The 23,617-nt window shown below is 64.6% G+C and carries 19 protein-coding genes; 9 read left to right on the top strand and 10 right to left on the bottom strand.

Annotated elements, in window-relative coordinates:
• Nucleotides 1-108: 108 nt before the first annotated feature.
• Complete coding sequence (locus tag AC1DB0_RS26795; RefSeq protein ID WP_476758300.1) at nucleotides 109-3,615, bottom strand: indolepyruvate ferredoxin oxidoreductase family protein; 3,507 nt, start codon at nucleotides 3,613-3,615, stop codon at nucleotides 109-111.
• A gap of 130 nt (nucleotides 3,616-3,745) precedes the next feature.
• Between AC1DB0_RS26795 and AC1DB0_RS26790 the strand changes: the two genes are divergently transcribed.
• On the top strand, nucleotides 3,746-4,195 hold the full coding sequence (locus AC1DB0_RS26790) for an Lrp/AsnC family transcriptional regulator (protein ID WP_006217287.1): 450 nt from the start codon (nucleotides 3,746-3,748) through the stop codon (nucleotides 4,193-4,195).
• 125 nt (nucleotides 4,196-4,320) lie between these two features.
• On the opposite strand, the gene AC1DB0_RS26785 is transcribed toward AC1DB0_RS26790, so the two are convergent.
• Entirely contained in the window at nucleotides 4,321-5,286 is a 966-nt protein-coding gene (locus tag AC1DB0_RS26785) for a Bug family tripartite tricarboxylate transporter substrate binding protein (protein ID WP_175171660.1), read from the bottom strand.
• Between the two features lie 114 nt (nucleotides 5,287-5,400).
• Nucleotides 5,401-6,264 carry an alpha/beta hydrolase gene (locus AC1DB0_RS26780; RefSeq protein ID WP_447981004.1) on the bottom strand — a complete coding sequence of 288 codons (864 nt, stop codon included), beginning with the start codon at nucleotides 6,262-6,264 and terminating at the stop codon, nucleotides 5,401-5,403.
• Nucleotides 6,265-6,360: 96 nt separating this feature from the next.
• Between AC1DB0_RS26780 and AC1DB0_RS26775 the strand changes: the two genes are divergently transcribed.
• The 3 genes from AC1DB0_RS26775 to AC1DB0_RS26765 all read left to right on the top strand — a co-directional run bounded on the left by AC1DB0_RS26775 (nucleotide 6,361) and on the right by AC1DB0_RS26765 (nucleotide 9,296).
• A complete protein-coding gene (locus AC1DB0_RS26775) occupies nucleotides 6,361-7,260 on the top strand; it encodes a LysR substrate-binding domain-containing protein (RefSeq protein ID WP_476758783.1) in 900 nt (299 codons plus the stop codon).
• 189 nt (nucleotides 7,261-7,449) lie between these two features.
• On the top strand, nucleotides 7,450-7,956 hold the full coding sequence (locus tag AC1DB0_RS26770) for a hypothetical protein (RefSeq protein WP_054427268.1): 507 nt from the start codon (nucleotides 7,450-7,452) through the stop codon (nucleotides 7,954-7,956).
• 140 nt (nucleotides 7,957-8,096) lie between these two features.
• The gene (locus tag AC1DB0_RS26765; RefSeq protein WP_346553315.1) at nucleotides 8,097-9,296 is read left to right on the top strand and encodes an MFS transporter; all 1,200 of its coding nucleotides are present in this window, start codon (nucleotides 8,097-8,099) and stop codon (nucleotides 9,294-9,296) included.
• Nucleotides 9,297-9,398: 102 nt separating this feature from the next.
• Here AC1DB0_RS26765 and gltX read toward each other — a convergent pair whose 3' ends face one another.
• Entirely contained in the window at nucleotides 9,399-10,805 is a 1,407-nt protein-coding gene (gene gltX, locus AC1DB0_RS26760) for a glutamate--tRNA ligase (protein ID WP_054427269.1), read from the bottom strand.
• A gap of 118 nt (nucleotides 10,806-10,923) precedes the next feature.
• On the opposite strand from gltX, the gene AC1DB0_RS26755 reads away from it, so the two are divergent.
• Nucleotides 10,924-13,365, top strand: a complete 2,442-nt coding sequence (locus tag AC1DB0_RS26755; protein WP_476758299.1) for a bifunctional acetate--CoA ligase family protein/GNAT family N-acetyltransferase — start codon at nucleotides 10,924-10,926, stop codon at nucleotides 13,363-13,365.
• A gap of 25 nt (nucleotides 13,366-13,390) precedes the next feature.
• On the opposite strand, the gene AC1DB0_RS26750 is transcribed toward AC1DB0_RS26755, so the two are convergent.
• The 6 genes from AC1DB0_RS26750 to yjgA all read right to left on the bottom strand — a co-directional run bounded on the left by AC1DB0_RS26750 (nucleotide 13,391) and on the right by yjgA (nucleotide 18,375).
• Entirely contained in the window at nucleotides 13,391-14,083 is a 693-nt protein-coding gene (locus tag AC1DB0_RS26750; protein ID WP_054427271.1) for a cysteine hydrolase family protein, read from the bottom strand.
• 9 nt (nucleotides 14,084-14,092) lie between these two features.
• Complete coding sequence (locus AC1DB0_RS26745; RefSeq protein WP_054427272.1) at nucleotides 14,093-14,929, bottom strand: ABC transporter permease; 837 nt, start codon at nucleotides 14,927-14,929, stop codon at nucleotides 14,093-14,095.
• Nucleotides 14,930-14,932: 3 nt separating this feature from the next.
• The gene (locus tag AC1DB0_RS26740) at nucleotides 14,933-15,745 is read right to left on the bottom strand and encodes an ABC transporter ATP-binding protein (RefSeq protein ID WP_054427273.1); all 813 of its coding nucleotides are present in this window, start codon (nucleotides 15,743-15,745) and stop codon (nucleotides 14,933-14,935) included.
• The gene (locus tag AC1DB0_RS26735) at nucleotides 15,745-16,749 is read right to left on the bottom strand and encodes an ABC transporter substrate-binding protein (RefSeq protein WP_054427274.1); all 1,005 of its coding nucleotides are present in this window, start codon (nucleotides 16,747-16,749) and stop codon (nucleotides 15,745-15,747) included. Before AC1DB0_RS26735 ends, AC1DB0_RS26740 begins: the two co-directional genes overlap by 1 nt.
• 365 nt (nucleotides 16,750-17,114) lie before the next feature.
• The gene (locus AC1DB0_RS26730) at nucleotides 17,115-17,792 is read right to left on the bottom strand and encodes an alpha/beta hydrolase (protein WP_175171655.1); all 678 of its coding nucleotides are present in this window, start codon (nucleotides 17,790-17,792) and stop codon (nucleotides 17,115-17,117) included.
• A 31-nt stretch (nucleotides 17,793-17,823) separates the two neighbouring features.
• On the bottom strand, nucleotides 17,824-18,375 hold the full coding sequence (gene yjgA / locus AC1DB0_RS26725; RefSeq protein ID WP_054427276.1) for a ribosome biogenesis factor YjgA: 552 nt from the start codon (nucleotides 18,373-18,375) through the stop codon (nucleotides 17,824-17,826).
• A 58-nt stretch (nucleotides 18,376-18,433) separates the two neighbouring features.
• On the opposite strand from yjgA, the gene pmbA reads away from it, so the two are divergent.
• From pmbA to AC1DB0_RS26705, 4 genes are all read left to right on the top strand, one after another.
• Entirely contained in the window at nucleotides 18,434-19,798 is a 1,365-nt protein-coding gene (pmbA, locus tag AC1DB0_RS26720) for a metalloprotease PmbA (RefSeq protein ID WP_175171654.1), read from the top strand.
• Between the two features lie 336 nt (nucleotides 19,799-20,134).
• A complete protein-coding gene (locus AC1DB0_RS26715) occupies nucleotides 20,135-21,232 on the top strand; it encodes a TRAP transporter substrate-binding protein (protein ID WP_054427278.1) in 1,098 nt (365 codons plus the stop codon).
• A 261-nt stretch (nucleotides 21,233-21,493) separates the two neighbouring features.
• Nucleotides 21,494-22,648, top strand: a complete 1,155-nt coding sequence (locus AC1DB0_RS26710; RefSeq protein WP_054427279.1) for an ABC transporter substrate-binding protein — start codon at nucleotides 21,494-21,496, stop codon at nucleotides 22,646-22,648.
• A gap of 87 nt (nucleotides 22,649-22,735) precedes the next feature.
• Complete coding sequence (locus AC1DB0_RS26705; RefSeq protein ID WP_046806103.1) at nucleotides 22,736-23,617, top strand: branched-chain amino acid ABC transporter permease; 882 nt, start codon at nucleotides 22,736-22,738, stop codon at nucleotides 23,615-23,617.

Genomic DNA, 23,617 nt, shown 5'->3' with positions numbered 1-23,617 from the left:
CTACAGGGACAAGAAAAGATTATGACGATGCTCACAAAAGATTGTTACTAAATGCACTAGGCGCGCCCAGTAAGGCGCGCCTAGGACAGGACCGCTCAGAGCGAATGTTTATGCGGTTTTCCGCAGGGGCATGTCGCGCGGGGCCGGTGCCATATAGCTCTGCATCAATCGACCCAATTCCGTCCGATACTTCTCGACGTTCGAAGCCTTCACGTGACCGTAGCCACGGATGGTTTCTGCAAGGCCGGCGATTGTAGCCGCTTGTGCGAGCTTGTCCCGGGTCAACCCTACAAGCAGCTGGTCTATGGTCTGGCGGTACTCTTTGACGAGCGCGCGTTCCATCTTGCGTTCAGCGGTGTGGCCGAAGGGATCGAACCACGTGCCGCGCAACCCCTTCATGCGCGTCAGCAATTTCAGTGCCGTCATCGTGCGCGGGCCCAACGTCATCTTGCGCGGCACGCCGGTGCGCGGGTCCTTGCGGGCAAATATCGGCGGCGCCATATGAAAGCGCAGGCTGTAGTCGCCTTCGAACTGGCCCTTCAATTGCGCCTGGAAGTCGTCGCCGGTATAGAGGCGCGCCACTTCGTATTCGTCTTTGTAGGCCATCAGCTTGAACAGGCCGCGGGCCACCGCCATGGCCAGGCGCGGCGTCTTCGCATCGGGCGCCAATTCGCGTTCACGGGCCGCGATGGCTTCCACCACGTCCTGATATTCGCGGGCATAGTTCGCGTTTTGATACGCCGTCAGGTCCGCGATACGGCGCGCAACGGCGCGTTCGAAGGTCTCGGGCACGTGCAGCTGCACGACTTGCGCACGCGGACGCAGCGCGCTGTCCAGCGCGTCGGGCTGATGCGCGGCCAGACGGCCGCTGTCGAACGCGGCCCGGTTGGCGGCCACCGCCACGCCATTCAATTCGATGGCGCGGTTGATGGCGGCTTGCGACAGCGGCACGCCGCCACGCTGCCACGCATAACCCAGCATGAACATGTTGGACAGGATGCTGTCGCCGAACAATGCCAGCGCGGCTTCGTGCGCATCGATGGCGGCCGTGTTGGCATCGCCCGCCGCATGGCGGATCTTGGCCAGCAGCGCTTCGGGGCGCATGGCGGCATCGGGGTTGCGCGTGAACTCGGACACGGGCGCCACATACGTGTTGACCGTGACCTGCGTGTGCCCGCGGCGCAGCGCACCGAGTGAATCCGGCGCAACAGAGGCCACCGGGTCGCACAGGATCGCGGCGTCGGCCTGTTGCCAATCCAACCGCACCGGGCCGGCCGAAGCACCAGCAGGCGCCAGGCGGATGTGGCTGACGACCGTGCCGCCCTTTTGCGCCAGACCGGTCAGGTCCAGCACCGCCGCAGATAGCCCTTCCAGATGCGCGGCCATCGACACGATGGCGCCGATGGTGATGACGCCGGTGCCGCCCATGCCCGCGACGAGCAGGCGGTAAGGGCGGTCAAGCGCGGGTGTCGCCGGCATCGGCAGTTGCTCGATCAGGCGTTGCAGACGTTCCTGATCGGTCTTGGGCGCCGCGCTTTTCCTGGGCTTGCCGCCCATGACGGACACGAAGCTCGGGCAGAAACCTTCCGCGCAGGAATAGTCCTTGTTGCAGCTGGATTGATCGATGGCGCGCTTGCGGCCATACGGCGTTTCCAGCGGCACCACCGACAGGCAGTTCGATTGCACGCCGCAATCGCCGCAGCCTTCGCAGACCGCGCTGTTGATCAGCATGCGGCGTGCCGGGTCCGGGAATTGGTTCTTCTTGCGGCGGCGGCGTTTTTCGGCGGCGCAGGTTTGATCGTGGATCAGCACGGTCACGCCGGGAATGTCGCGCAGCTCGCGTTGCAGCGCGTCCAGGTCGCGGCGATGGTGCACGTTGATGTTCGGACCCAGGTCCACGCCTTGGTATTTTTCAGGCTCGTCGCTGGTGACGACAATGCGCGCCACGTTTTCGCCACGCAGCTGCTGGCAAATCTGCGGCACCGAGATCGGCCCGTCTACAGGCTGCCCGCCCGTCATCGCCACCGCATCGTTGAACAGAATCTTGTAGGTGATGTTGGCGCGCGCGGCGACCGCTTGGCGGATCGCCAGATAGCCCGAGTGGTAGTAGGTGCCTTCGCCCATGTTCTGGAAGATGTGCGGCATCTTCGTGTAGCGAGACAGGCCGATCCAGTCCACGCCTTCGCCGCCCATCTGCGTCAGGCCGCCGGTGTCGCGGTCCATCCAGGCAGCCATGTAGTGGCAGCCTACGCCCGACAGCGCCTGGCTGCCTTCGGGCACTTTGGTCGACGTGCTGTGCGGACAGCCCGAACAGAAATAGGGGCGGCGGCGCATGCCGTCGGCGTCGTTGGACAGCGCGGCCTGGCATTCGAACGCCGCCATGTCCGCCGCCAGCGGCAAGCCCGCGGTGCGCGTCAGCCAGCCGGCCAGCGGCTGCGCCAACAGCGACGGCCGCAACTGGCCTGCGGACGGCACCATCGTTTCACCGGCAAAGCCCTTCTTGCCGATGACGGATGGGCGCTCCGGCAGGTTGAACAACAGGTCCTTGATCTGGCTTTCGACCACCGCGCCTTTTTCTTCGATGACCAGGATGTGCGACAGGCCGCGCGCAAACTCCAGCAGCCGTTCGCCATCCAGCGGCCACGTCAGGCCCGGCTTGTAGATGCGCACGGGTGCGTTGGCGGTGACGGTGTCTACGCCCAATCGCGTCAGCGCTTCCATGGTGTCCAGATGCGCCTTGCCCACCGTCACGATCCCCACGGTGGCGCGGGGTGCGGGACAGGTCAGGCGGTCGATGCTGTGGCGGCGCGCAAACGCAGCCACGGCCTTCATGCGCAGGTTCATGCGCGTCTCGACAGCTAGCGACAGGAAATCGCGCGCGGAATACTCCAGCGATTCGGGCGGCATGTCCGGGTCGGCGGGCATGTCGTAGTGCTGAACGGCGGCGGGCGTGAACGAGTGGCCGCTTTCGATGGTTTCGGACACGGCCTTGAAGGCGACCCAGGTGCCGGAATAGCGCGACAGCGCCCAAGCCCATAGCGCGAACGTTTCGTACTCGTCGATGGACGTCGGATGCACGATCGGCATCTGCCAGCCAATCAGTGACGCTTCACTGGCGTGTGGAATCGACGACGAGACGGCGGTGTGGTCATCGCCCACCACCACCAGCACGCCGCCATTGCGCGATGCGCCCGCGGCATTGCCGTGATGCAGCGCGTCGCCCGCGCGGTCCACGCCCGGGCCCTTGCCGTACCACATGGCGAAGACGCCATCGACGTTGCGGTCGGCGCGCACGCCGGCCTGCTGCGTGCCCATGACGGCGGTGGCGGCCATGTCTTCGTTGATGCCGGGCAGGAACGAGATCTTGCTGGCGTCCAGCGCCTTCTTCGACTTCCACATCGCCATGTCGACGCCGCCCAGCGGCGAACCCCGGTAACCCGACACGAAGCCGGCGGTGTTCAGCCCGCGTTCGCGGTCGACGCGGGCCTGCGTGAGCATGATGCGGACGAGCGCTTGCGTCCCCGTCAGGAAGATGCGGCCGGACTCTCGGGTCAGGTTGTCGGCAAGCTGGTACTCAAGGTCCAGCTGGGGTCCGGGGGCGGGAGTGCCGTCCATAGTGAATGCTCCTGGTATTTCGCACCATGATAGGTTCGCGAGGCATCCGATTTATTGCGTTTTTGGATCGTGCTATCCCTATAATTCGCAATGAACATTTCGTGTTCGATAAAAACCAGGAGACAAAGCGATGGACAAGACCGATATCGGCATCCTCAAGGCCTTGCAAGAGGACGGCCGGGCCTCGGCGCAGCAACTGTCGGACAAGGTGGGCCTGTCGGCCGCCCCGGTGTGGCGGCGGGTGAAGGCGATGGAAGCCAGCGGGGTGATTCAGGGCTATAGCGCCCAGGTCGACCGCAGCAAGGTGGGGCTGGGCTGCATGTTTGCGCAGATCAGCCTGGAGCGGCATTCGTCGAACACGGTAGAGAACTTCGAGCGATCGGTGCGCGACGCGCCCGAGATCCTGGAGTGCTACGCGGTGACGGGCGATTCGGACTTTCTGTTGAAGATCCTGGTGGAAAGCCCCGAAGCGTATGACCGCTTCCTGCACCGTTTCCTGTTCAACATGCCGGGCATCCGCCAGACGCGCACCATTGTCGCGCTGCGCGAAATCAAGCACGAACAGCGTTTGCCGCTGTAACGCGCGCTGCCAAACGGCGCCGCCCGACGCCGTCCCCGCAAACAGACGCGCCCTCTATATATAGAGGGCGCGTGAAATCTTGCGAAAAGCGGCTGGTTGCCGGGGTGAGGCCCCCGGGTGGACGGCTATTGGGGTTGTATCCCCGAAATGCGAATCCACTCCTTCCAGCGCGCCGTGTCTTCCTTCACGAACGCGTCAAAGCGCGCCACATCCATCGATTCCGGGGTCAGACCCAATGCGCGCAGCTTGCTGGCGGTGGCTTCATCTTTGACGGCCGCCTGCATGTGGGCGTTCATCTTTTCCACGATGTCGGCGGGCGTGCCGGCGGGCGCCGATAAGCCCAGCCATCCTGCGACGACGAAATCCGGGTAATAGCTCGCCATCGTCGGCACGCTGGGCCAGGCCGGATGCGGCTGGGCGCCCGTGACGGCAATGGGAATCAAGCCCTTGCCGTCGATCTGGCCCATGGCGGTCAGGTAGTCCACGAACGCAAAGCTGATCTGCTTGCCGCGCAGGTCGGTGATGATTTGCGTGATGTTCTTGTACGCCGCGCCGGTGATGTTGATGCCGGCGCGCTGCTTGAACAGTTCAGACGGCACTTGCGACGACGAGCTGTAGTAGCCGAAGAAGACCTCGCCGGGATGCGCGCGGGCGTAGTCCACCAGCTCCGGCACCGTGCGATATGGGCTGCCCGGGGCCACGACACCCACCGTGCCGAAGGTGCCTAGCAAGCCGACTTGGCGAAAATCCTTCTGCGCGTCGTACGGCAGGCTCTTGTACAGGAACTGGTTCGCGGCATGCGTGGAGTTCGTCGACAGCAGGAACGTGTAGCCATCGGCGGCCGCATTTTTCGACGCATTGGTGCCGACGATGCCGCCTGCGCCGGGGCGGTCTTCAACCACCACCGTTTGCCCCGTCTTTGCGCCCAGGTACTGGGCGAACGTGCGCGCGGTCAGATCGGCTGCGCCGCCCGGTGCGGACGGCACGATGATCGTCACGGGCTTTTCGGGCCAGCCGGCGGCATGCGCCGACGCAGCCAGCATCAGGCCCGCAGTAAGCAGCGCCGGACGAAGGTGGCGGGAAATGGACATGCTTGTCTCCTGATGGCGCGCTTGCGCGGCAAGCGGCGTGCGCGCTGTTGTCGTTGTTGAAATCGTGGTGGTGAGGGTGATGTTGTGCTTGTCGTGGTTCGGGATCGAACGGGTTCAGCCGAAGTGCTCTTGATGCCACGCCAGGATCGCGGCCGCGCTGATCTGCCAATGGTCGGCATACATCATGCAGTGCGGTTGATCGGCAAGCACCTGATGCGAAAACCCGTAGCGGCGCGCAATCGCCTGATCCTGGCCAGGCGGATGGCGGTCGTGCGTGTCCAGGCCCGCTTCCAGGCACAGGCCGGGGGCGTTGATTGACTCGGCCTTGATCGCCACGCGCAGCAGGTAGCGGTCGTTCAACACCTGCGGGCTTTCGGCATTCAGGCGTTGCGACACGGCGCTGACGTCGCGGCCGGGCGTGGTGGCCAGAAAGCGCGCGCGGATTTCGGTTGCGGCGGGCGCGGCACGTGGCGTGTCAGCAGGCACCGGCGGCAGGCCGAGCGCGCCGGGCAGGTCACCGGGCGGGGACGGCGCCATCAGCACCACGCCGGCAACCGGGCGCGCTTGTGCGGCCAGCAGGGCAGGCAAGGCGCCCATGCTGTGGCCGACGACAACGGTAGGGCGATCCAACACATCCAGCGCGCTGACCACGTCCTGGCCCAAGTCCGCGATGGTCACGGACGGGAAGGCGGCGTCTTGCGGCAGCGCGCCGTGGCCGCGCAGATCAAGCGCCGCGCAGGCCAGGCCCGCTTTGGCGAAGTAGTCCAGATAGTGCGCGTAGCACCAGGCGCCGTGATACGCGCCCGGCACAAACAGCAGACCGGGCCTGCCGTCTTGCGGCGTCGCGCCGATCACCAGCCGGCCGCTGCCAGCGCGGCGAGTGGGCAACTGGTCGGCCAAGCTGAAATCCAGCGGGTCGATGGGTGGCGCGCCGGGGGCGGACGGCGTAGGGGCAAAGGCAGGGGTAGGAGCATTCATCTTGCGGCCATGTTAAGTGCCGCCCTATGATCAGAAAACTTTATTTTTCCTATGAATCAATAAGGTTTCCAAATCATCCATCGGCTGTCTTTACGCATGCGTTCGCTTCCCGATTTATCCATCACGCATTACCGGCATTTTTTGCTGGTGGCGGAACTGCGCAGCTTTCGCGCGGCGGCGGCTCGGGCGTTTCGCTCGCAACCGGCGTTGTCGTTGTCCATCCGCGAAATGGAGCAGCGCCTGGGCCAGCCGCTGTTTGAGCTTGGCAACCGCAATACGCTGACGCGCTTCGGGCAAGATTGCCTGCCATTGGCGCGCGAACTGGTCGAGCATCACGACCGCGTTGCGGGCGCGTTATCCGGCTTGGCCAATAACGGGGCCGGCACGTTGACGATGGCGTCGGTCGCCACGGTGGCCACGCACTGGCTGCCGGAGCTGGTGGGCGTCTATCGCGAACGCTATCCGGCGGTGGCGCTGCGCCTGTTCGATGACAACTCCGAAGGGGTCGAGCGCATGGTGCTGGCGGGCGAAGTGGAAATTGGTGTTTGCAGCCCGGTGCTACAGGACCGCCGGCTGACGTTCGAGCCGCTGTTGCGTGATGCATTTGGCCTGGTCTGCCATCGCGGCCATCCGTTGGMGGGACGCAAGTCTGTGACGTGGCGCGAGATCGCCGATCTGCCCTTGGTGGGCACCGTTGCCCACCGCCAATTGGCTGGCTACCCGCAAGCGGCGTTCATGATGGACCGGCAAGTGTTCGTGTCCAACATGATGTCGCTGCTGGCGATGCTGGAACGCGGCGTGGGCGTCACCGTGCTGGCGCGCTTGGGCGTGCCGCCGGACTCGCCGGAACTCGCGTTCGTGCCGTTGGCGCGGCCTCGCATCGAACGCGAATTGGGCATCACGCGGCTGGCCGGACGCAGCTTGTCGCCGGCCGCGGCGCGCATGGAAGAAATGCTGCGTGCAAAGGCGCTGCGCGGCGGACGCAGTGTCGTTTGAAACCAACGCATTCGTGCGTGTTCCGCGCCTAAAACAGGGGCTTTCAGGGCCCGACTGTTGCGCAATTGCACACCGCGCGGATCGTCGTTGATTCTTCCTTGGCGGCTCTTTAGAGTGCGTCATGTTTGCTGCGCGGAGGACGTGCCGGTGTGATCGGTGCGGCGCGTCGACAGACGTGTTGAGGAAGTCATGAGCAGTGTGTATTTGCGTTCGGCCGGCATCGCCTGCGCCGTACTTATTCTGGCCGGTTGCGTCGCCAGAAAGCCCGCCGTCATCACCGAGGCCCAGCCCGCGGAACCGCCCAAGCCGGTGGCCTGCGTGCCCGCCAAAAGCGGCGATCCCATGATCGGCACCTGGTTGTCGAACACGAAGCCGCGCGACGTCAGCGGCGACTTGCAATCGCTGACCGTGTTGTCCGCCGATGGCACGATGGCCTTCGAGTCGTTGTTGAAGATTGGCCGCAAGACGCGCCCCGCCTTGCGCGAGACCGGCTGTTGGACCGTGGCGGACGGCGTCTATACGATGCAGACCACGAAATCCGCCGGCGAGCCCGTAGACGCCAACGACCCCATCTACAAAAACCGCTACCGCGTTGAAAAGGTCGAGCAGGCCAAGCTGACGCTGCGCGAACTGAAAAGCGGCGGCCAGCTCGTGACCGCGCGCCGCATGCCCTCGGGCTACCGCTTGCCTTACTGACAGGCTGACGGTTCTACCGGTTGACCCGTCTGTCGCGGTTGACCGTTGCGCCGGGCGGACACTCCGCCCGGCGGCTACACCAAGATGGCTGGGCTGCGGTAAGGTGCGGGCTTCGACTTTTGCCTAGCCGCCGGTTCCCCATGCCCGCCATGTCCTCTGAAGCACGCGCCATTGCGCTGCTTGCCCTGGCCGCTTTCGTCAGCGCCAGCGCGTTCCGTATCTGCGATCCCATGTTGCCGCAACTGGCGGCGGAATTCGGCACGACCACCGGCCAGGCTGCGCGCGCGGTGACGGCGTTTGCGGTGGCCTATGGCGTGCTGCAAATGTTCTTCGGGCCGGTGGGCGACCGCTACGGCAAGTTCCGGGTCGTCAGCGTCGCGACCGTGGCGTGTGCGCTGGGCAGCGCGGGCGCCGTGATGGCAGAATCCCTGGATGTGCTGGTGCTCTGCCGTGCGCTGTCGGGCGCGGCGGGGGCGGGCATCGTGCCGCTGTCCATGGCCTGGATCGGCGACAACGTGCCATATGAACGCCGTCAGGCGACCTTGGCGCGCTTTTTGACCGGCACCATCCTGGGCATGTCGGCCGGCCAGTTGGCGGGCGGGCTGTTCGCCGACACCATCGGCTGGCGCTGGGCCTTTGCCGCGCTGGTTGTGGGCTATCTGACCGTGGGCGTGTTGCTGCATTTCGAAGTGCGGCGCCAGCGCGTAACGGGCTTTGGCCAGGTTGAAGCCGGCGCAGCCACGAAGGGTTTTGTTGCGCAGGCGCGGCTGGTGCTGGGCACGCCGTGGGCGCGCATCGTGCTGGCGACGGTCTTTGCCGAAGGCTTGCTGGTGTTCGGCGCCCTGGCATTCGCGCCGTCGTACCTGCACGAACGGTTCGACATTTCTCTGACCGCAGCGGGCGCGCTCGTTGCGGTGTATGCCGTAGGCGGCCTGATCTATACGGTGGTCGCCGGCCGCATCTTGAAGCGTCTGGGCGAACGCGGGCTGGCCATCGCGGGTGGCCTGGTGCTGAGCGTGGCGTTCCTGTCGTACTTGTTGGGGCCGGTCTGGATGTGGAGTTTGCTTGCCAGCGTGCTGGCGGGCTTCGGCTATTACCTGCTGCACGCAACCTTGCAGACGAACGCCACGCAGATGGTGCCGTCCGCGCGCGGCACGGCCGTGGCCTGGTTCGCGTCGTGCCTTTTCATGGGGCAGGCGGCCGGCGTGGCGTTGGCGGGGGCGGTGGTGGACGAAATTGGGGCGGCGGCCCTGTTTGGCGGATCTGCCGTGCTGCTGCCGTTGCTGGGCGCGTTCTTCGCGCGGGCATTGAAGGTGCGGGCGGCCATGCAGCAAGCCTGAGGGCAGCGACTGGCGCCTTGCGTGCGCCCCAAAACACCGCGGGCCTTGTTCATCCATCGATGAACAAGGCCCGCGGGCTATGGGCTTCAGGCTGCTTGGACCTTAGATCGCCGCCAGGCGCGCCAGCACCGTCTGCTTGCCCAGCAAGGCCAGCACGGCGTCAACCGCCGGGGTTTGCGTCTGGCCGGTGACGGCCACGCGCAGCGGAATGGCCAGTTGCGGCATCTTCAAACCGCGATCCGCCAGCACCGCCTTGATCAGCGCCGACAGCGCTTCGCGGGTCCAGTCGGTGTCTTGCGCGCGCTGCGCAAAATCGGCCAGCGCTTCGCGCGCCGGGGCGGTCAGGTGCTGTTCGATCAGCTCCGGCGCGGCGGGCGCGAACGGGGCGCAGAACAGCATGGCGCCGTCGGCCAGTTGCTCAAGCGTTTCAGCGCGGTCTTTCAACAAGCCCATCACGCCCGGCAGATCAATCTTTTCCGGATGGCCGCCACGGTTCGCCACGCGCGGAGCCACGCGTTCCGCGAGTTCGGCGTTGTCCATCTGCTTGATGTAGTGGGCGTTGACCCAGTTCAGCTTCTTCGGGTCCCATTGCGACGCCGACTTCGACAGGTGCTTGGTATCAAACCAGGACACCAGCTGTTCGCGCGAGAAGAGTTCGTCGTCGCCGTGGCTCCAGCCCAGGCGGGCCAGGTAGTTGATCATGGCCTCGGGCAGATAGCCCTCGTTGTCGTATTCCATGACGTTGACCGCGCCGTGGCGCTTGGACAGCTTTTCGCCATCCGGACCCAGAATCATCGGCACGTGGCCGTATTCGGGCAGCGTCGCGCCCAGCGCGCGCAGGATGTTGATCTGGCGCGGGGTGTTGTTGACGTGGTCATCGCCGCGCAAGACGTGCGTGATGCCCATGTCCCAGTCGTCGACCACGACGCAGAAGTTGTACGTGGGCGTGCCGTCCGGGCGCGCGATGATCAGGTCGTCAAGTTCGGTGTTGTCGAAGCTGATCGTGCCCTTGACCATGTCGTTCCAGGACGTGGCGCCTTCTTGCGGATTCTTGAAACGCACGACGGGCTTGCGGCCTTCGGGGATGGCAGGCAGCGTCTTGCCGGCTTCCGGGCGCCAGGTGCCGTCGTAACGCGGCTTGTCGCCACGGGCGCGGGCGGCTTCGCGCATGGCTTCCACTTCTTCAGGCGAGCTGTAGCAGTGGTAAGCGGTGCCGGCGGCCAGCATCTGCGCAACCACTTCGCGGTAGCGGTCCATGCGCTGCATCTGATAGAAGGGGCCTTCGTCGGGCTGCATGCCCAGCCATTCCATGCTGTCCAGAATGGCCTGCACCGCTTCCGGCGTGGAGCGTTCGACGTCCGTGTCTTCAATGCGCAACACGAACGTGCCTTGATGGTGGCGCGCGAAGGCCCAGGAGAACAGCGCGGTGCGCGCGCCGCCCAAGTGCAGGAAACCCGTGGGCGAAGGCGCGAAACGGGTACGAATGGGGGAAGTGGCGTTGGAGGTCATAGGTGGCAATGATAGCGGCTGCGGCGCCACAAAGCGGCGTCGGGCAGGGTCCACATCAAGCGGACGGCGGGCTTGTCTTGTTACGATGAACGGTATTTTAGATTAGGGCGCACCCCCTATGCTGCGACACGCGCTTGCCCCGATGTTCGAACCCAGCTCGCTGGTGATCGTTGCCGACCGGCCCCTGCCGGCGACGGGGTCGCTATCGCCCGCTTTGAAGGCGAAAACCACAATCGTGGACTGCGAAGTCGGCGTCGCGCCCGACCTGCCTGCCACGTTGGAAGGCCTGGCGGCGGGCGCCCGCCCTGATCTGGCCCTGGTTTGCGTGTCGCCCGCCGTGTTGCCGGAAACGCTGCGCCGGCTGTCGGCGCTGGCGCCAAGATCGGTCATCTTGTTGCCCCACCCTCTGCCTGACCCCTATCCGCGCGGCACCCTTGCGCTGTGCCGCGCCTGGGCCGAAGAGAACCGCTGCGAACTGCTGGGGCCGCGCTCGTTTGGCGCGCAGCGCCCGCACGCCGGCTTGAACTTCAGCCAGCATCCGGTGTTGGCGCGCGCGGGCCGGGTGGCGTTGCTGGCGCAATCGCGTTCAATCATGGCCGCGGTCATGGACTGGGCCGAAGACGTGCATATCGGCTTCTCTACCGCGGTGTCGCTGGGTGACGAGGCGGTGGTGGGCTTGTCCAAAGTGCTGGACTACCTGGCCAGCGATCCGCGCACCGACAGCATCGTGCTGTATCTGGAAGACGTGGGCCCGGCGCGCGAATTCATGAGCACGCTGCGCGCTGCAGCCAGCGTCAAACCCGTCATTGTGCTGAAGGCCGGGCGGTCAGACGCCGACGGCGCCGACGCCATCTTCGACGCCGCCTTGCGGCGCGCGGGCGCCGTGCGCGTGCGCTACTTCGTGCAGCTGTTCTCGGCGGTGAAGGTGCTGGGCTACACGCGGCGTCCGAAAGGTCAGCGCGTGGCGCTGATCTCAAACGGCAGCGGCCCGCCGCAATTGGCCATGGACTTGATCGGCCCCGACGCCGCCGTGCAGCGCGCCGACCTTGCACCCGCCACGCGGCGCGCGCTTGAAGCCATGCTGGAGCCGGACGCCGCCGTTGCCAACCCGGTCATCACCTATACGCCGCTGACGCCGGAACGCATCCGCACCATTCTTGAGGCCGTGCTGGATGACACGGGCGTGGATGGCGTGCTGGTGCTGCTGGCGCCCGACGCGCTGTCTGACATGCCCGCCGTCGCGCGCGAGCTGGCGCAGATTGCACCCAAGGCGAAGAAACCCGTCGTCACCTGCTTCATGGGCGACGCCGGCATGCGGCCCTTGCGGCGCATGCTGGACGACGCGGGCACCTCGGCGTTTCGCACGCCGGAGTCCGCCGCGGATGCGTTCGGCGTGTTGGCGTCTCACCATTACAACCAGCAGCTGCTGTTGCAGACGCAGCCGCAAGAGCCGCCCACGCATGTGCCCGACCTGGCCGCCGCCCGCGAGCTGATCGCGCGCGTGCGCGCTGACTGCCGGCGCGAGCTCAACACATCAGAAATCCGGACCTTGCTGAGCCTGTTCTACGTGCCGCTGCGCGACATGCCGGTGGACGTGGCGTCGGTGGAACCCGAATCCCGTCCCATGGCGATCCGCGTGCGGCGTGATCCGCAGTTCGGGCCGGTCGTGCGCTTTGGCGCGGGTGGCCCCGACGCGGTGCTGTCCGTGGCTGATCGCGGTATGGACCTGCCGCCGCTTAATGGCTTCCTGGCCCGTCAGCTGATTGAACGCAGCCGGCTGTGGCGCCGGGTGCTGGCGCCGCGCGTCGGCCACATGGCGGCCGAATCGCTGCAACAGGCGGTGGTGCTGGTGTCGGAAATGGTGTCGGAATTGCCCGACATCGAATCGCTGGACATCGACCCGCTCTACGCCGGTGAAGCGCATCTGCGCGCGGGTGGCCTGCGCATGACGCTGACCGAAACCCCGGGCTGTGAAACGCCGCAGACGTCGGGCTATCCGCATATGGCGATACACCCGTACCCCACGCGTCTGGTGCAGGTGCGCCGCTTCAACGACGGCATCCCGTGGGTGCTGCGCCCGATCCGCCCTGAAGACGGCGAGGCCTTGCAGGAATTCATTCGCGGCTTGTCGGAACGGTCACGCTACATGCGCTTCGTGTCGATGATGCGCGAGCTGACGCCGCGCATGGTGTCTCGCTACACGCAGGTGGACTATCACCGCGAGCTGGCGCTGGTGGCGGCCACGCAGGTGCCCAACCCGGCCAACCGCGGGCATCCGCGCGAGGTCATCGTGGGGTTTGCGCACTACCTGCGCAACCCCGACGGGCGCGGGGCGGAATACGCGCTGGTGATTGGCGACGACTGGCAGCGGCGCGGCCTGGGCCATCAGCTGATGACGGCGTTGATCGACGCGGCGCGCGAGCAGGGGCTGGAATATATCGATGGCCTGGTGCTGTCGACCAACCGGCCCATGCTGTCGCTGATGACGCGTCTGGGCTTCACTAACGACGCAGATCCGGAAGACCCGACGATGCGCCGGGTCTGGTTGAATCTGGCCTAGCGCCTCCCGATCTGACGCGGCCCGTTCAGGCGGTTTTTCTGGCCGCCTGCGCGGGCGTCAGGCGTGATGTCACTTCGTCCACCGACAGCACGTCGCCAAAGAAAAGCATCCAGCCATGCAGGGAATGCTCGTGCTCGGCCGGCGTTACGGCGGCCAGCGCGTCGTCGACCATGATGGTGCGGAAGTCGCGCATCATCGCATCGCGCGCCGTGGATTCGCAGCAGACGTTGGTGACAGTGCCGGCAATCAGCAGCGTGTCTACACCCAGCCCGCGCAGCAGCGGTTCCAGCTCGGATGAACCCGGCGCCATCGCGCTGTAGAAGCGCTTCACCACGCGCAAGTCCGATTCCTGTGCATGCAGGTCAGGATGCAGCTGAAAGCCCGGGGAATCTCGGCGCAGCGTTTCCAGCCGGCGCGCACTCCGCTCCGGCGTCAGCATCACGCCATGGTGATGCGACCAGAACGCATCGGCGTTGTCCGACGCCGTCTGTATCCAGACGACCACGCCGCCCGCCGCGCGCACGGCGTCGCACAGGCGGTTCACCGGCGTGATGATTTCGCGGGCCGGCGCGCATTCCCCCTGGTAACCCGGCAGCGTGAAGTACTGCTGCATGTCCACCACGACCACCGCGGTGCGAGCCGCGGGCAGTTCGTCGTACGGATGCAGGCAGCCCTGCCGGGCCACCACGCGGTCTTGTACCCATTGCGGAAATTGCATGTCGATTCCTTATCCGTAGCGCCGCGCCACGGCGGCTTCGATGCGGTAGATGATCAGGTACATCACGCTGGAGATCAGCGCCAGCATGGCGATGGCCGTCATGACGATGTTCAGCTTGAACACCTGGCTGCCGTTCATGATCAAAAAGCCCAGGCCGGAATCCGCCGACTGGAATTCGCCCACGATAACGCCCACCAGCGCCAGGCCGATGTTCATCTTCACGGCCGCGATCAACGTGGGCACGCTGCCGGGCAGCACCACTTTGGTCAGCACTTGCCAGCGGTTGGCGCCGAAGGTGTGGGCAAGCTTCACCTTGTTCAGGTCGATACCGCGAAAGCCCGCGTACACGACCATGATCGTGACGAACACCGCGATGGCGACCGCCATGCCGTACACCGCGTAGTCCGAGCCCAGCCACAGATAAAAGATCGGCACGAAGGCGATCTTGGGCATGGCGTTGGCCACGACCAGGAAGGGGTCCAGCACCTTGTACAGAAAGTCCGACCACCACAACGCGGCCGCCACCACGATGCCGATCGCCATGCTCAGCGTGAAGCCGACCAGCGTGGCCGACAGCGTCGTCATGATGTGCTTGGCCAGATTGCCGTGGTTCCACAATTCGATGAACGTGGGCCACAGCGCGCTGGGGTAGCTCGTCAACAGCGGATTCAGGATGTGCATGCGCGGCAGGATTTCCCAGGCGCACAGAAAAACCACCATCAGCAGCGCCTGCGTCAGGCGGATGTTGCGTTTGCGGGCGCGGTCGCGGCGCAGGTAGTCCAGATATTTTTCACTGGGCGCACGCACGGCGCGCAAGGGAACGGTGTTGGCGATGGGCGCATTCATGGGTCAACCCTCCACGTGGACGTCCAGCTCGTCCCACAGCTGTTTGAAGTAAGCATTGAATTCCGGGCGCGAGCGCGCCTGGAAGGGCGTGGGCCGCGCGCCATCGCCATAGTGGATGCGGTACTGGCTTTTCAGCCGCCCTGGCCGGCGCGACAGCACAATGACGCGGTCCGTCATGGCAATGGCTTCGCCGATGTCGTGCGTGACCAGCACGACGGTCTTGCCTTCGCGGCGCAGAATGTCCACCACTTCATCCGAGATCGCCAGCCGCGTCTGCGAATCCAGCGCCGAGAAGGGCTCGTCCAGCAGAATCACGTCGGGCTCGGTCACCAGCGTGCGCGCCAGCGCCGCGCGCTGCCGCATGCCGCCCGACAACTGGCGCGGCGTATGCGTCAGGAAGGCGCCCAGCCCGCATTTTTCCAGCAGGTGCACGGCGCGCGCCTCGCTGCGCGCATCGCGTCTGCCCTGGATTTCGGCGCCCAGCATCACGTTGTCCAGGATGGTGCGCCATTCAAAAAGATAATCTTGCTGCAGCATGTAGCCGATGCGCGGGTTGGGCTTCGTCACGCCCTGGCCGTCGATCATCACGGCGCCTGATGTGGGCGGAATCAACCCGGCAATCAGCGACAGCAAGGTGCTCTTGCCACAGCCGCTTTGGCCAATCAGGCTGACGAATTCCCCTGGCGCCAACGTGAACGACACGTTCGACAGCGCTTCGGTTTCGCCCTCCGTCGTGAAGTACGACAGGCACACGTCGCGCAGCTCGATCTTCGCCGTGGCGGCGGCCGGCTTCAGGTTATGGATGGCGGCGCCCATTACTGCACCTTCTTGGCAAAATCAGCCACCACCACGTCTTCATACTTCACGCGGGCGGAGTCCTTCATGACGGCGCTGGCGATCAGCATGTCTTGCAGCTTGTTCATCGCCTCGGCGGTGACCAGCGGCGACGTCTTCCAGATTTGATATTGCTTGTAGCGGTCGATGGCTTCCGTTATCGCGCCCTGGTCCATGCCGGGAAAGAACGTCATGATCTGCGGGGCGAGCGTGGCGGCCGGCGTGTCCTTCACGTATTTCTCGGCGCGCGCCACTACATCGGTCCAGGCCTGAATCACCTTGGGGTTGTCGCGGATGTATTTGTCGGTGGAGGTGAAGACGGTGTAGTCCACCTGGCCGACTTCATGGCCCACCGAGGCCACGATGTAGCCTTTGCCGTTGCGCACCAGTTCGCCGGCTTCGGGTTCCAGGAAGATGCCGTATTCACCCTGGCCTGCCATCCACGCGCCTGCGCGCGCCGGAATGCCGATGTTGTTCAGCAGCTTGACGTCTTTCTGMGGGTCCAGCCCATGCTTGCGCAGCGCGGTTTCCAGGAACACGATCGGATTGGACCCGGGGCGAAAGCCGATGACTTCCTTGCCCTTGAGCATGGACCAGTCAAACTTGTCGATGGGTTTGCGCGCCAGCAGGAAGAAGCCGTCGGTCGCGGTCAGCCCGGCAAAGATTTTCGGTTTGACGGGCGATTCGCTGTTCTGCACATAGATGGACGCCTCGGGGCCGATCAGCACGATGTCGGCGCTGCCCGACAGCAGGGCGGTCATGCCCTTGTCGGTGCCTTGTGACGTCTTCATGGACACGTCCAGCCCGGCGTCCTTGAAGTAGCCCTGCGACAGGGCCACGTATTTCGGCACGTATAGAACGGAACGCACGACTTCTTCGTAGCGGACCTTCACGGGGGGATTCAGGGCTTCGGCCTGGGCGGCCAGCGGAGCAAGCAGCGCAAGCAGCGCTGCGCCCGCCAAGCGGGGCAGTGGCAAGGATTTCACGGGACTTTCTCCTGCGTCTTGTATGGCACGCCGAAACCCGGCGCAGCAAGGCCAAAGGGATGGAATCGACAACAACAACAGGGAAGCCCGAACGTGTGCTGCCCGGGCCGATAAGGCATGGATCGAATACTATATTCAACACAAATGGGCGGCAAGCATTTTGCGATTGGCGTTTTTCTCTATGGACGAGCGCCAGCGAAGCCCGGAAAATTCAGGGCTTGAATACCACTTGGTATACAGAAATGGGTTTTGGCCGCAAGGGGAAGGTTGCGGCGGCCGAGCGGAAAGAGTGGGGTTGAGCGGGGTTGAAAGGATGGGGTGGGCGCGTGGAAAGTCACCGCGCGCCACCCATCATCAAACCAATATCACTTCAACACGCCATTCAAAAACGCCGAGATGTCGCGGACTTCTTCGGCGCACACCGAATGCGGCATCGGGTACGTGTGCCAGCGCACGTCGTAACCCAGGCGCTTCAATTCCGTCAGCGATGCCTCGGCCCGCGCCAGCGACACCACCGGATCGTACTGGCCGTGGGCCATGAAGATCGGGGTGGCGTTGTTGGCGCTATTGCGCTCGGCTTCGGCGGTATCCACCAGCGGCAGGTAGCCCGACAGCGCCATCATCCCCGCCAGCTTTTCCGGCAAGCGCAGGCCCGTGTGCAAGGTCATCGCGCTGCCTTGCGAGAAGCCCGCCAGCACGATGTTCGATGTGGGGATGCCACGCGCGTTTTCACGCGCGATCAGCTTGTGGATGGCGGCTTCGGATGCGCGGATGCCCTTGGCGTCTTCCACGCGTACCAGGTCCATCACCAGGATGTCGTACCAGGAACGCATCGACATGCCGTTGTTGATCGTCACGCGCTGCACGGGCGCGTTCGGGAACACGAAGCGCACGCCCAGGCCAGCAGGCAAGTCCAGCTCCGGCACGATGGGCGCGAAGTCGTTGCCATCGGCGCCCAAGCCATGCAGCCAGATGACGGCGTGCGTGGGGTTGGGGGCGGTTTCGATCTCGATGCAATCGAGCAGGTCGGTAGGTGCGTTCATGGACGGCCGGCGGAAATTCAGGGTAGGGGAATCAGAGCGTCAGGGTCTTCAAGGCCTGGAACAGCGCGCGATAGTGCTTCTTTTGCGGCTCCTGGCCTTGCAGCAGCGAGGCGTTGCCCAGCTTTTCCTTACGCGCGGCGCGAATCAGCGTGCGCAATTGCTGCGCATCGGCTTGCGGATTATTCGCCAGCAGCTTGGTCAGCAGGTCGTCGTCGTCCAGCAGGCGGTCGCGCAGCGTTTCCAGCCGGTGCATGGCGGCGGTTTCTTCGCGCGAGCCGTTTTCCCAGACGTCGAGCTGGGCGCGGATCTCGTCGGCGGGGGCATCGCGCATCAGCTTGCCCACGAAGTGCACCTGACGGCGGCGGCCTTCGCGGCCGGTCGTGCGCTGCGCCATGCGGATTGCCTCATAGAGGCGTTCCGCCAGCGGCAATTGCTTGAGGCGTTCGGGGGACAGTTCGATCAGCTGCTTGCCCAGGTCCAGCAACGCGTGCATGTCACGCTTGATCTGGGACTTGCTGGGACGGTCGTAGCCGTTCTCGTCGTAACCGTCGTCGACGGATTCTTCTTCAGTATGGGAATTCATGGAAAACTGCGCAATGACAGACTTGGCTATGATAACCGTCTCTGCAAATTGGACAGCAATGGTTAAATCCTCCTCCTCCCTGCCGCTGGCGGCGAATCACGCGCGTTTTTCCGAACTCGTCGAACAAACCCTCGCCTACGCGCGCCAAATTGGCGCCTCGGACGCGGCGGCGGAAGTCTCGGAAAGCCTGGGGCTGTCGGTCTCCGTGCGTAAGAACGACATCGAAACCGTTGAGCAGACGCGCGATCGCTCGCTGGACCTGACGGTCTACGCCGGCCAGAGCCGCGGCTCCGCCTCGACTTCCGACTTTTCCGAAGCCGCCCTGCGCCAGACGGTCGAAGCCGCTTGGCACATCGCCCGCCACACCGCCGCTGACCCGGCCGCCGGCCTGCCCGACGCCGATCAGCTGGCCACCGAATTCCCCGACCTGGACCTGCACCACGCCTGGACGGTGTCCACCGAGGAAGCCGCCGAACTCGCGCTGCGCGCCGAGCGCGCCGCCCGCGACGTGGACCCGCGCATCACCAACACCGACGGCGCCACCGTAGGCACCTATGAAGGCCAGTTCGTCATGGGCAACACCCGTGGCTTTCTGGGCGGCTACCCGTATTCGCGCCACAGCCTGTCCGTGGCCCCCATCGCCGGCCGCGGCAACGGCATGCAGCGCGACTACTGGTACACGTCGGAACGCGACCCGGCCAAACTGGCTTCGCCCGAAGCCATCGGCCGCTATGCCGCCGAGCGCACGCTGTCGCGCCTGTCGGCCCGCCGCATCCGCACCGGCAAGTTCCCGGTGCTGTTCGAAGCGCCGCTGGCGCTCGGCCTGGTCGGCGCGCTGACGCAAGCCGTCAATGGCGGCGCGCTGTATCGCAAGGCCAGCTTCCTGATCGATTCTCTGGGCAAGCCGATCTTCCCCAAGCACATCAACCTGACCGAAGACCCGCACATCGCGGGCGGCATGGGCAGCTCGCCGTTCGACGATGAAGGCGTGCGCACGCGCCGCCGCAGCGTCGTGTCGGCCGGCGTGCTGGAAGGCTACTTCCTGTCGTCCTACACCGCGCGCAAGCTCGGCATGACCACCACCGGCAACGCGGGCGGTTCGCACAACCTGGTGTTCAGCTCCACGCTGACCCAGCGCGGCGACGACTTCGAAGCCATGCTGAAGAAGATGGGCACGGGCTTTCTCGTCACCGAACTGATCGGCCAGGGTGTCAATTACGTCACCGGCGATTACTCGCGTGGCGCATTCGGCTACTGGGTGGAAAACGGCAAGATCCAGCACGCTGTGCAGGAAGTGACCATCGCCGGCAATCTGGCTGACATGTTCCAGCAGATCGTGGGTATTGGCGCCGACACCATCTCGCGCGGCACGAAGACCACCGGCTCGATCCTGATCGAGCAAATGGCCATCGCCGGGACCTGATGCCCGCAACAAGCGCGGCGCTGGCCATCGGCCGCCGCCGCGCTTGCTCATCCCGTTGGCCGAGGCCGCATCCGGCTATGCATTCAGCCTTCGCCGTCCGACGCCGCATCCGGCCATGCATTCAGCCTTCGCCGTCCGCCGCCGCATTCCGGCCACGTATTCAGCCTTCGCCGGCCGGCGCTGCATTCCCCCTTCGTCTTCCGCTTTGCAATTCCTGACTCGCTGGGGAATTCCTCTAGCGATTCCGACCCCCTTCAACGTGTAATATCCGGCGGGTATTGCTCGAAGTCCTTGAGGTGCTCGACGCCCTTGAGGTTGCTGGTGAGGAGCCAAGAGATGCAACGACGTTCATTCTTGAAGCACGCCGGATTCGGCGCCGTCGCAACGGGGGCGGCCGTCAGCGCGCCCGCGTTCGCGCAGGATATGCCGTCGTTGAGCTGGCGCCTGGCCTCTGCATTCCCCAGCACGCTCGACCTGCGCATCGGCGCGGGCGAGCATTTCTGCAAATTCGTCTCTGAAGCCACGGGCGGCAAGTTCAACATCCGCCACTTCCCCGAAGGCGAAATCGCCGCCGCAGCCGACCTGCTTGAAGCCGTCTCCACCAACAAGGTGGAATGCGGCCACGGTTCATCGCGGCTCTTCTTCGCCAAGAATCCCGCCTTTTGCTTTGATGCGGTGGTGCCCTTCGGCCTGAACGCGCGCCAGATGAATGCCTGGATGAGCGAAGGCGATGGCCTGCGCCTGACCCGCGAACTCTTCAAGCCCGAGAAAATCATCAACTTTCCGCTGGGCAATACCGGCGCGCAGATGGGCGGCTGGTACGCCAAAGAAATCAAGCGGCTGGGCGACTTGAAAGACCTGAAGATGCGGGTGGACGGCTTGCCCGCCGAAGTGCTGGCGCGCATGGGCGTGTCACCCCAGCCGGCTGACCCCGCCAAGCCTTTGTCGGAAGCGTTCGAGAAAGACGGTCTGCAAGCCGTGGCCGGGGCAGGGGCCTACGACGACGAGAAGCGCGGCCTGAATAAAGTAGCTAAGTATTACTACGCACCCGGCTGGTGGGCGGCGGGCGAACAGTTGTCGCTCTATATCAATGACGAAGCCTGGAACAAGCTGCCCAAGCATTATCAGGCGGTGGTGCAGGCGGCGTCGCTGGCGGCGCACGTGTCGCTGACCGCGCGCTACGACGCGCGCAACCCGGCCGCGTTGGCGCAACTGACCGCAAGTGGCGCGCAAATTCGCACATTTCCGCGCGCCATCATGGACGTGGCGTTCGAAACCACACAGCAGGTCTACAAGGATTTGGCCGCCAAAGACCCAAAGTTCAAGGCGATACACGACAGTTGCATGGGCTTTCGCGATAGCGAGATGCCGTGGTTCCGCTTGACCGAAAGCGCTTACGGCCAGTACCTGGGCGTGGCGTTGTCGGGCAGGTAGCAAGGAGGTCCGCCGCAGGCCGAATGGCATTCGGCGGAGAGTAGGGTTTTTGCTAGTAATGCCGCGTTTTTTACAAAAAAATGGGCGGTTTTTGGGCTTTTCTCGAACCACATTCGAGTTTCGGCCTGATACAAAGGAGTAATATCCCGGGTCTTGACGCGCAAACATGGCGCCTTTAGGCGGCATAAGACGTCAATCCGGCGGGATTACACCAGCCCGGATTACCAATATTCCGAGACAGACTTTAGGGTGGTATCAACCATGCAATCCAAGACCAAGAAGCTGCTGGCCGCGCTGATCGCCGCCGGTATCGTCCCGGCTGCGCACGCGGCTGACATCAAGCTGGGTGTGGCAGAAGCCCTGTCCGGCGGCGCCGCTCAATATGGCGTGTCAATCCGCAATGGTTTCCAGCTTGCCGCTGACGAAATCAACGCTGCGGGCGGTATCAACGGCAACAAGCTCGTGCTGGTGGTCGAGGACGAACAAGGCAAGAAAGAAGAAGCCATCAACGTCTTCAAGAAACTGATCTTCAAGGACAACGTCCTGATGGTCTTCGGCCCGACGCTGTCGAACTCGGCCCAAGCCGCCGACCCGATCGCCCAAGCCGCCAAGACGGTCGCCTTTGGCACGTCCAACACCGCCGACGGCATCACGTCCATCGGCAACTACGTGTTCCGCAACTCGGTCACCGAAGCCGACGTGCTGCCGGCCACCATCTCCACCGTCAAGGCCAAGACCGGCCTGAAGAACGTGGCGGTGCTCTACGGTAACGACGACGTCTTCACCAAGAGCGGCTACGACAACTTCAAGAAGGCCCTGGAAGACCAGAAGATCCCGGTCACCACGACCGAAACGTTCGCCAAGGGCGACGTGGACTTCAAGGCTCAGCTGACCAAGATCAAGGGCACCAACCCCGACGCCATCGTGCTGTCCGCACTGCTGGCCGAAGGCGCCCCGATCATGGTGCAGGCCCGCCAACTGGGCCTGAACGTGCCGGTCATCGGCGGCAACGGCATGAACTCGGTCAAGATTTTCGACCTGGCCCCGGGCGGCGCATCGAACAATCTGTGGATCGGCAGCCCGTGGTCGATCGAGAACAAGGCCCCCGAGAACGTCAAGTTCATCGACGCCTACAAGGCCAAGTTCAACGGTTCGCCCGACCAGTTCGCCGCTCAGTCGTATGACGCCATGTACATCGTGGCCCAGGCGCTGAAGAACACCAAGATCTCTGGCGATCTGCCCAAGGACCGCGCAGCCCTGCGCGATGCCCTGCCGTCCGTAACCTGGACCGGCGCCACCGGCCCGTTCAAGTTCCGTCAAGCCAACGACCGCGCTGGCAAGCCCGCCGGCTACGACGCCGACCAGGCGCCGATCGTCAGCGTGACCAAGGACGGCAAGTACGTCATCGAGAAGTAAGCAGTACACATCCCCGCGCGGGGGGATGCGCCTTGCGGACGGCGCCGCCGCCGTTCGCAAGGCGCTTTTGATTTGGAAAGTCCCATCATGTTCGAACAACAATTCGTCAATGCCTTGTCGCTGGGCTGTGTGTATGCACTGTTCGCGCTGGGCTTCACGCTGATCTTCGGCGTGCTCGGGGTGATCAACCTGGCGCACGGCGCCGTCTTCATGGTTGGCGCCTACGCGGCACTGTTCGTCGTTCAGCAATTCGGCCTGCCCCTGTGGGCGGCGCTGATGGTCGCGTTCTTTGTGGCTGGCTTCACCGGCGTCATCATCGACTACCTGGTGCTCAAGCCGCTGCGCAAGCGCAACGCCCCCCACTTGATTCCCATGATCGCCACGATTGGCGTGGGCATCATCCTGAATAACGGCGCCCAAAGCATTTTCGGCGCCAGCAACCTGCGCTTTCCGCACGGCACCGTGCCCGAGGAAGTCATTGAAGTCGCCGGCCTGCACCTCACCGTGATCGAACTGGGCATCATCTTCCTGTCGTTCGCGCTGATGGCCGTGCTGATGTACGTCATGCGCCGCACCCAATTTGGCCGCGCGCTGCGCGCCATCGCCGAATCGCCCAAGGCCGCCTGGCTGCTGGGCATCAACGTCGAGAAGCTGTTCGTCACGACCTCGTTCGCCGCCGCTGCGCTGGGTGGTGTGGCGGGCGTGCTGATCGGGCTGTACTCGAATGCGCTGTTCCCGCTGATGGGCCAGCCGATGCTGCACAAGGGCATCGCGGTCATCATCCTGGGGGGCATGGGCGACATCCGTGGCGCCATGCTGGGCGGTCTCTTCCTGGGCTTCGCCGAGGTGCTGTCGGTGGCTTACATCGGCTCCACCATGCGCGACGCGGTGGCTTTCGGCCTGCTGTTCCTGATCCTGCTGGTGCGCCCGCAAGGTCTGTTCGGCAAAGTGGTTCAACGCAAGGCTTAA

This window comes from Achromobacter sp. 10T422, from assembly GCF_056394065.1.
This window is presented reverse-complemented; position numbering and strand designations above follow the sequence as displayed.

What these genes read in the sequence shown, in the direction of transcription:
- AC1DB0_RS26710 (WP_054427279.1), top strand. Translation starts at nt 21,494, where the DNA reads ATGCAATCCAAGACCAAGAAGCTGCTGGCCGCGCTGATCGCCGCCGGT.
- pmbA (WP_175171654.1), top strand. Translation starts at nt 18,434, where the DNA reads ATGGTTAAATCCTCCTCCTCCCTGCCGCTGGCGGCGAATCACGCGCGT.
- AC1DB0_RS26785 (WP_175171660.1), bottom strand. Translation starts at nt 5,286, where the DNA reads ATGTCCATTTCCCGCCACCTTCGTCCGGCGCTGCTTACTGCGGGCCTG.
- AC1DB0_RS26790 (WP_006217287.1), top strand. Translation starts at nt 3,746, where the DNA reads ATGGACAAGACCGATATCGGCATCCTCAAGGCCTTGCAAGAGGACGGC.
- AC1DB0_RS26715 (WP_054427278.1), top strand. Translation starts at nt 20,135, where the DNA reads ATGCAACGACGTTCATTCTTGAAGCACGCCGGATTCGGCGCCGTCGCA.
- AC1DB0_RS26745 (WP_054427272.1), bottom strand. Translation starts at nt 14,929, where the DNA reads ATGAATGCGCCCATCGCCAACACCGTTCCCTTGCGCGCCGTGCGTGCG.
- yjgA (WP_054427276.1), bottom strand. Translation starts at nt 18,375, where the DNA reads ATGAATTCCCATACTGAAGAAGAATCCGTCGACGACGGTTACGACGAG.
- AC1DB0_RS26795 (WP_476758300.1), bottom strand. Translation starts at nt 3,615, where the DNA reads ATGGACGGCACTCCCGCCCCCGGACCCCAGCTGGACCTTGAGTACCAG.
- AC1DB0_RS26730 (WP_175171655.1), bottom strand. Translation starts at nt 17,792, where the DNA reads ATGAACGCACCTACCGACCTGCTCGATTGCATCGAGATCGAAACCGCC.
- AC1DB0_RS26780 (WP_447981004.1), bottom strand. Translation starts at nt 6,264, where the DNA reads ATGAATGCTCCTACCCCTGCCTTTGCCCCTACGCCGTCCGCCCCCGGC.
- gltX (WP_054427269.1), bottom strand. Translation starts at nt 10,805, where the DNA reads ATGACCTCCAACGCCACTTCCCCCATTCGTACCCGTTTCGCGCCTTCG.
- AC1DB0_RS26740 (WP_054427273.1), bottom strand. Translation starts at nt 15,745, where the DNA reads ATGGGCGCCGCCATCCATAACCTGAAGCCGGCCGCCGCCACGGCGAAG.
- AC1DB0_RS26705 (WP_046806103.1), top strand. Translation starts at nt 22,736, where the DNA reads ATGTTCGAACAACAATTCGTCAATGCCTTGTCGCTGGGCTGTGTGTAT.
- AC1DB0_RS26765 (WP_346553315.1), top strand. Translation starts at nt 8,097, where the DNA reads ATGCCCGCCATGTCCTCTGAAGCACGCGCCATTGCGCTGCTTGCCCTG.
- AC1DB0_RS26770 (WP_054427268.1), top strand. Translation starts at nt 7,450, where the DNA reads ATGAGCAGTGTGTATTTGCGTTCGGCCGGCATCGCCTGCGCCGTACTT.
- AC1DB0_RS26755 (WP_476758299.1), top strand. Translation starts at nt 10,924, where the DNA reads ATGCTGCGACACGCGCTTGCCCCGATGTTCGAACCCAGCTCGCTGGTG.
- AC1DB0_RS26750 (WP_054427271.1), bottom strand. Translation starts at nt 14,083, where the DNA reads ATGCAATTTCCGCAATGGGTACAAGACCGCGTGGTGGCCCGGCAGGGC.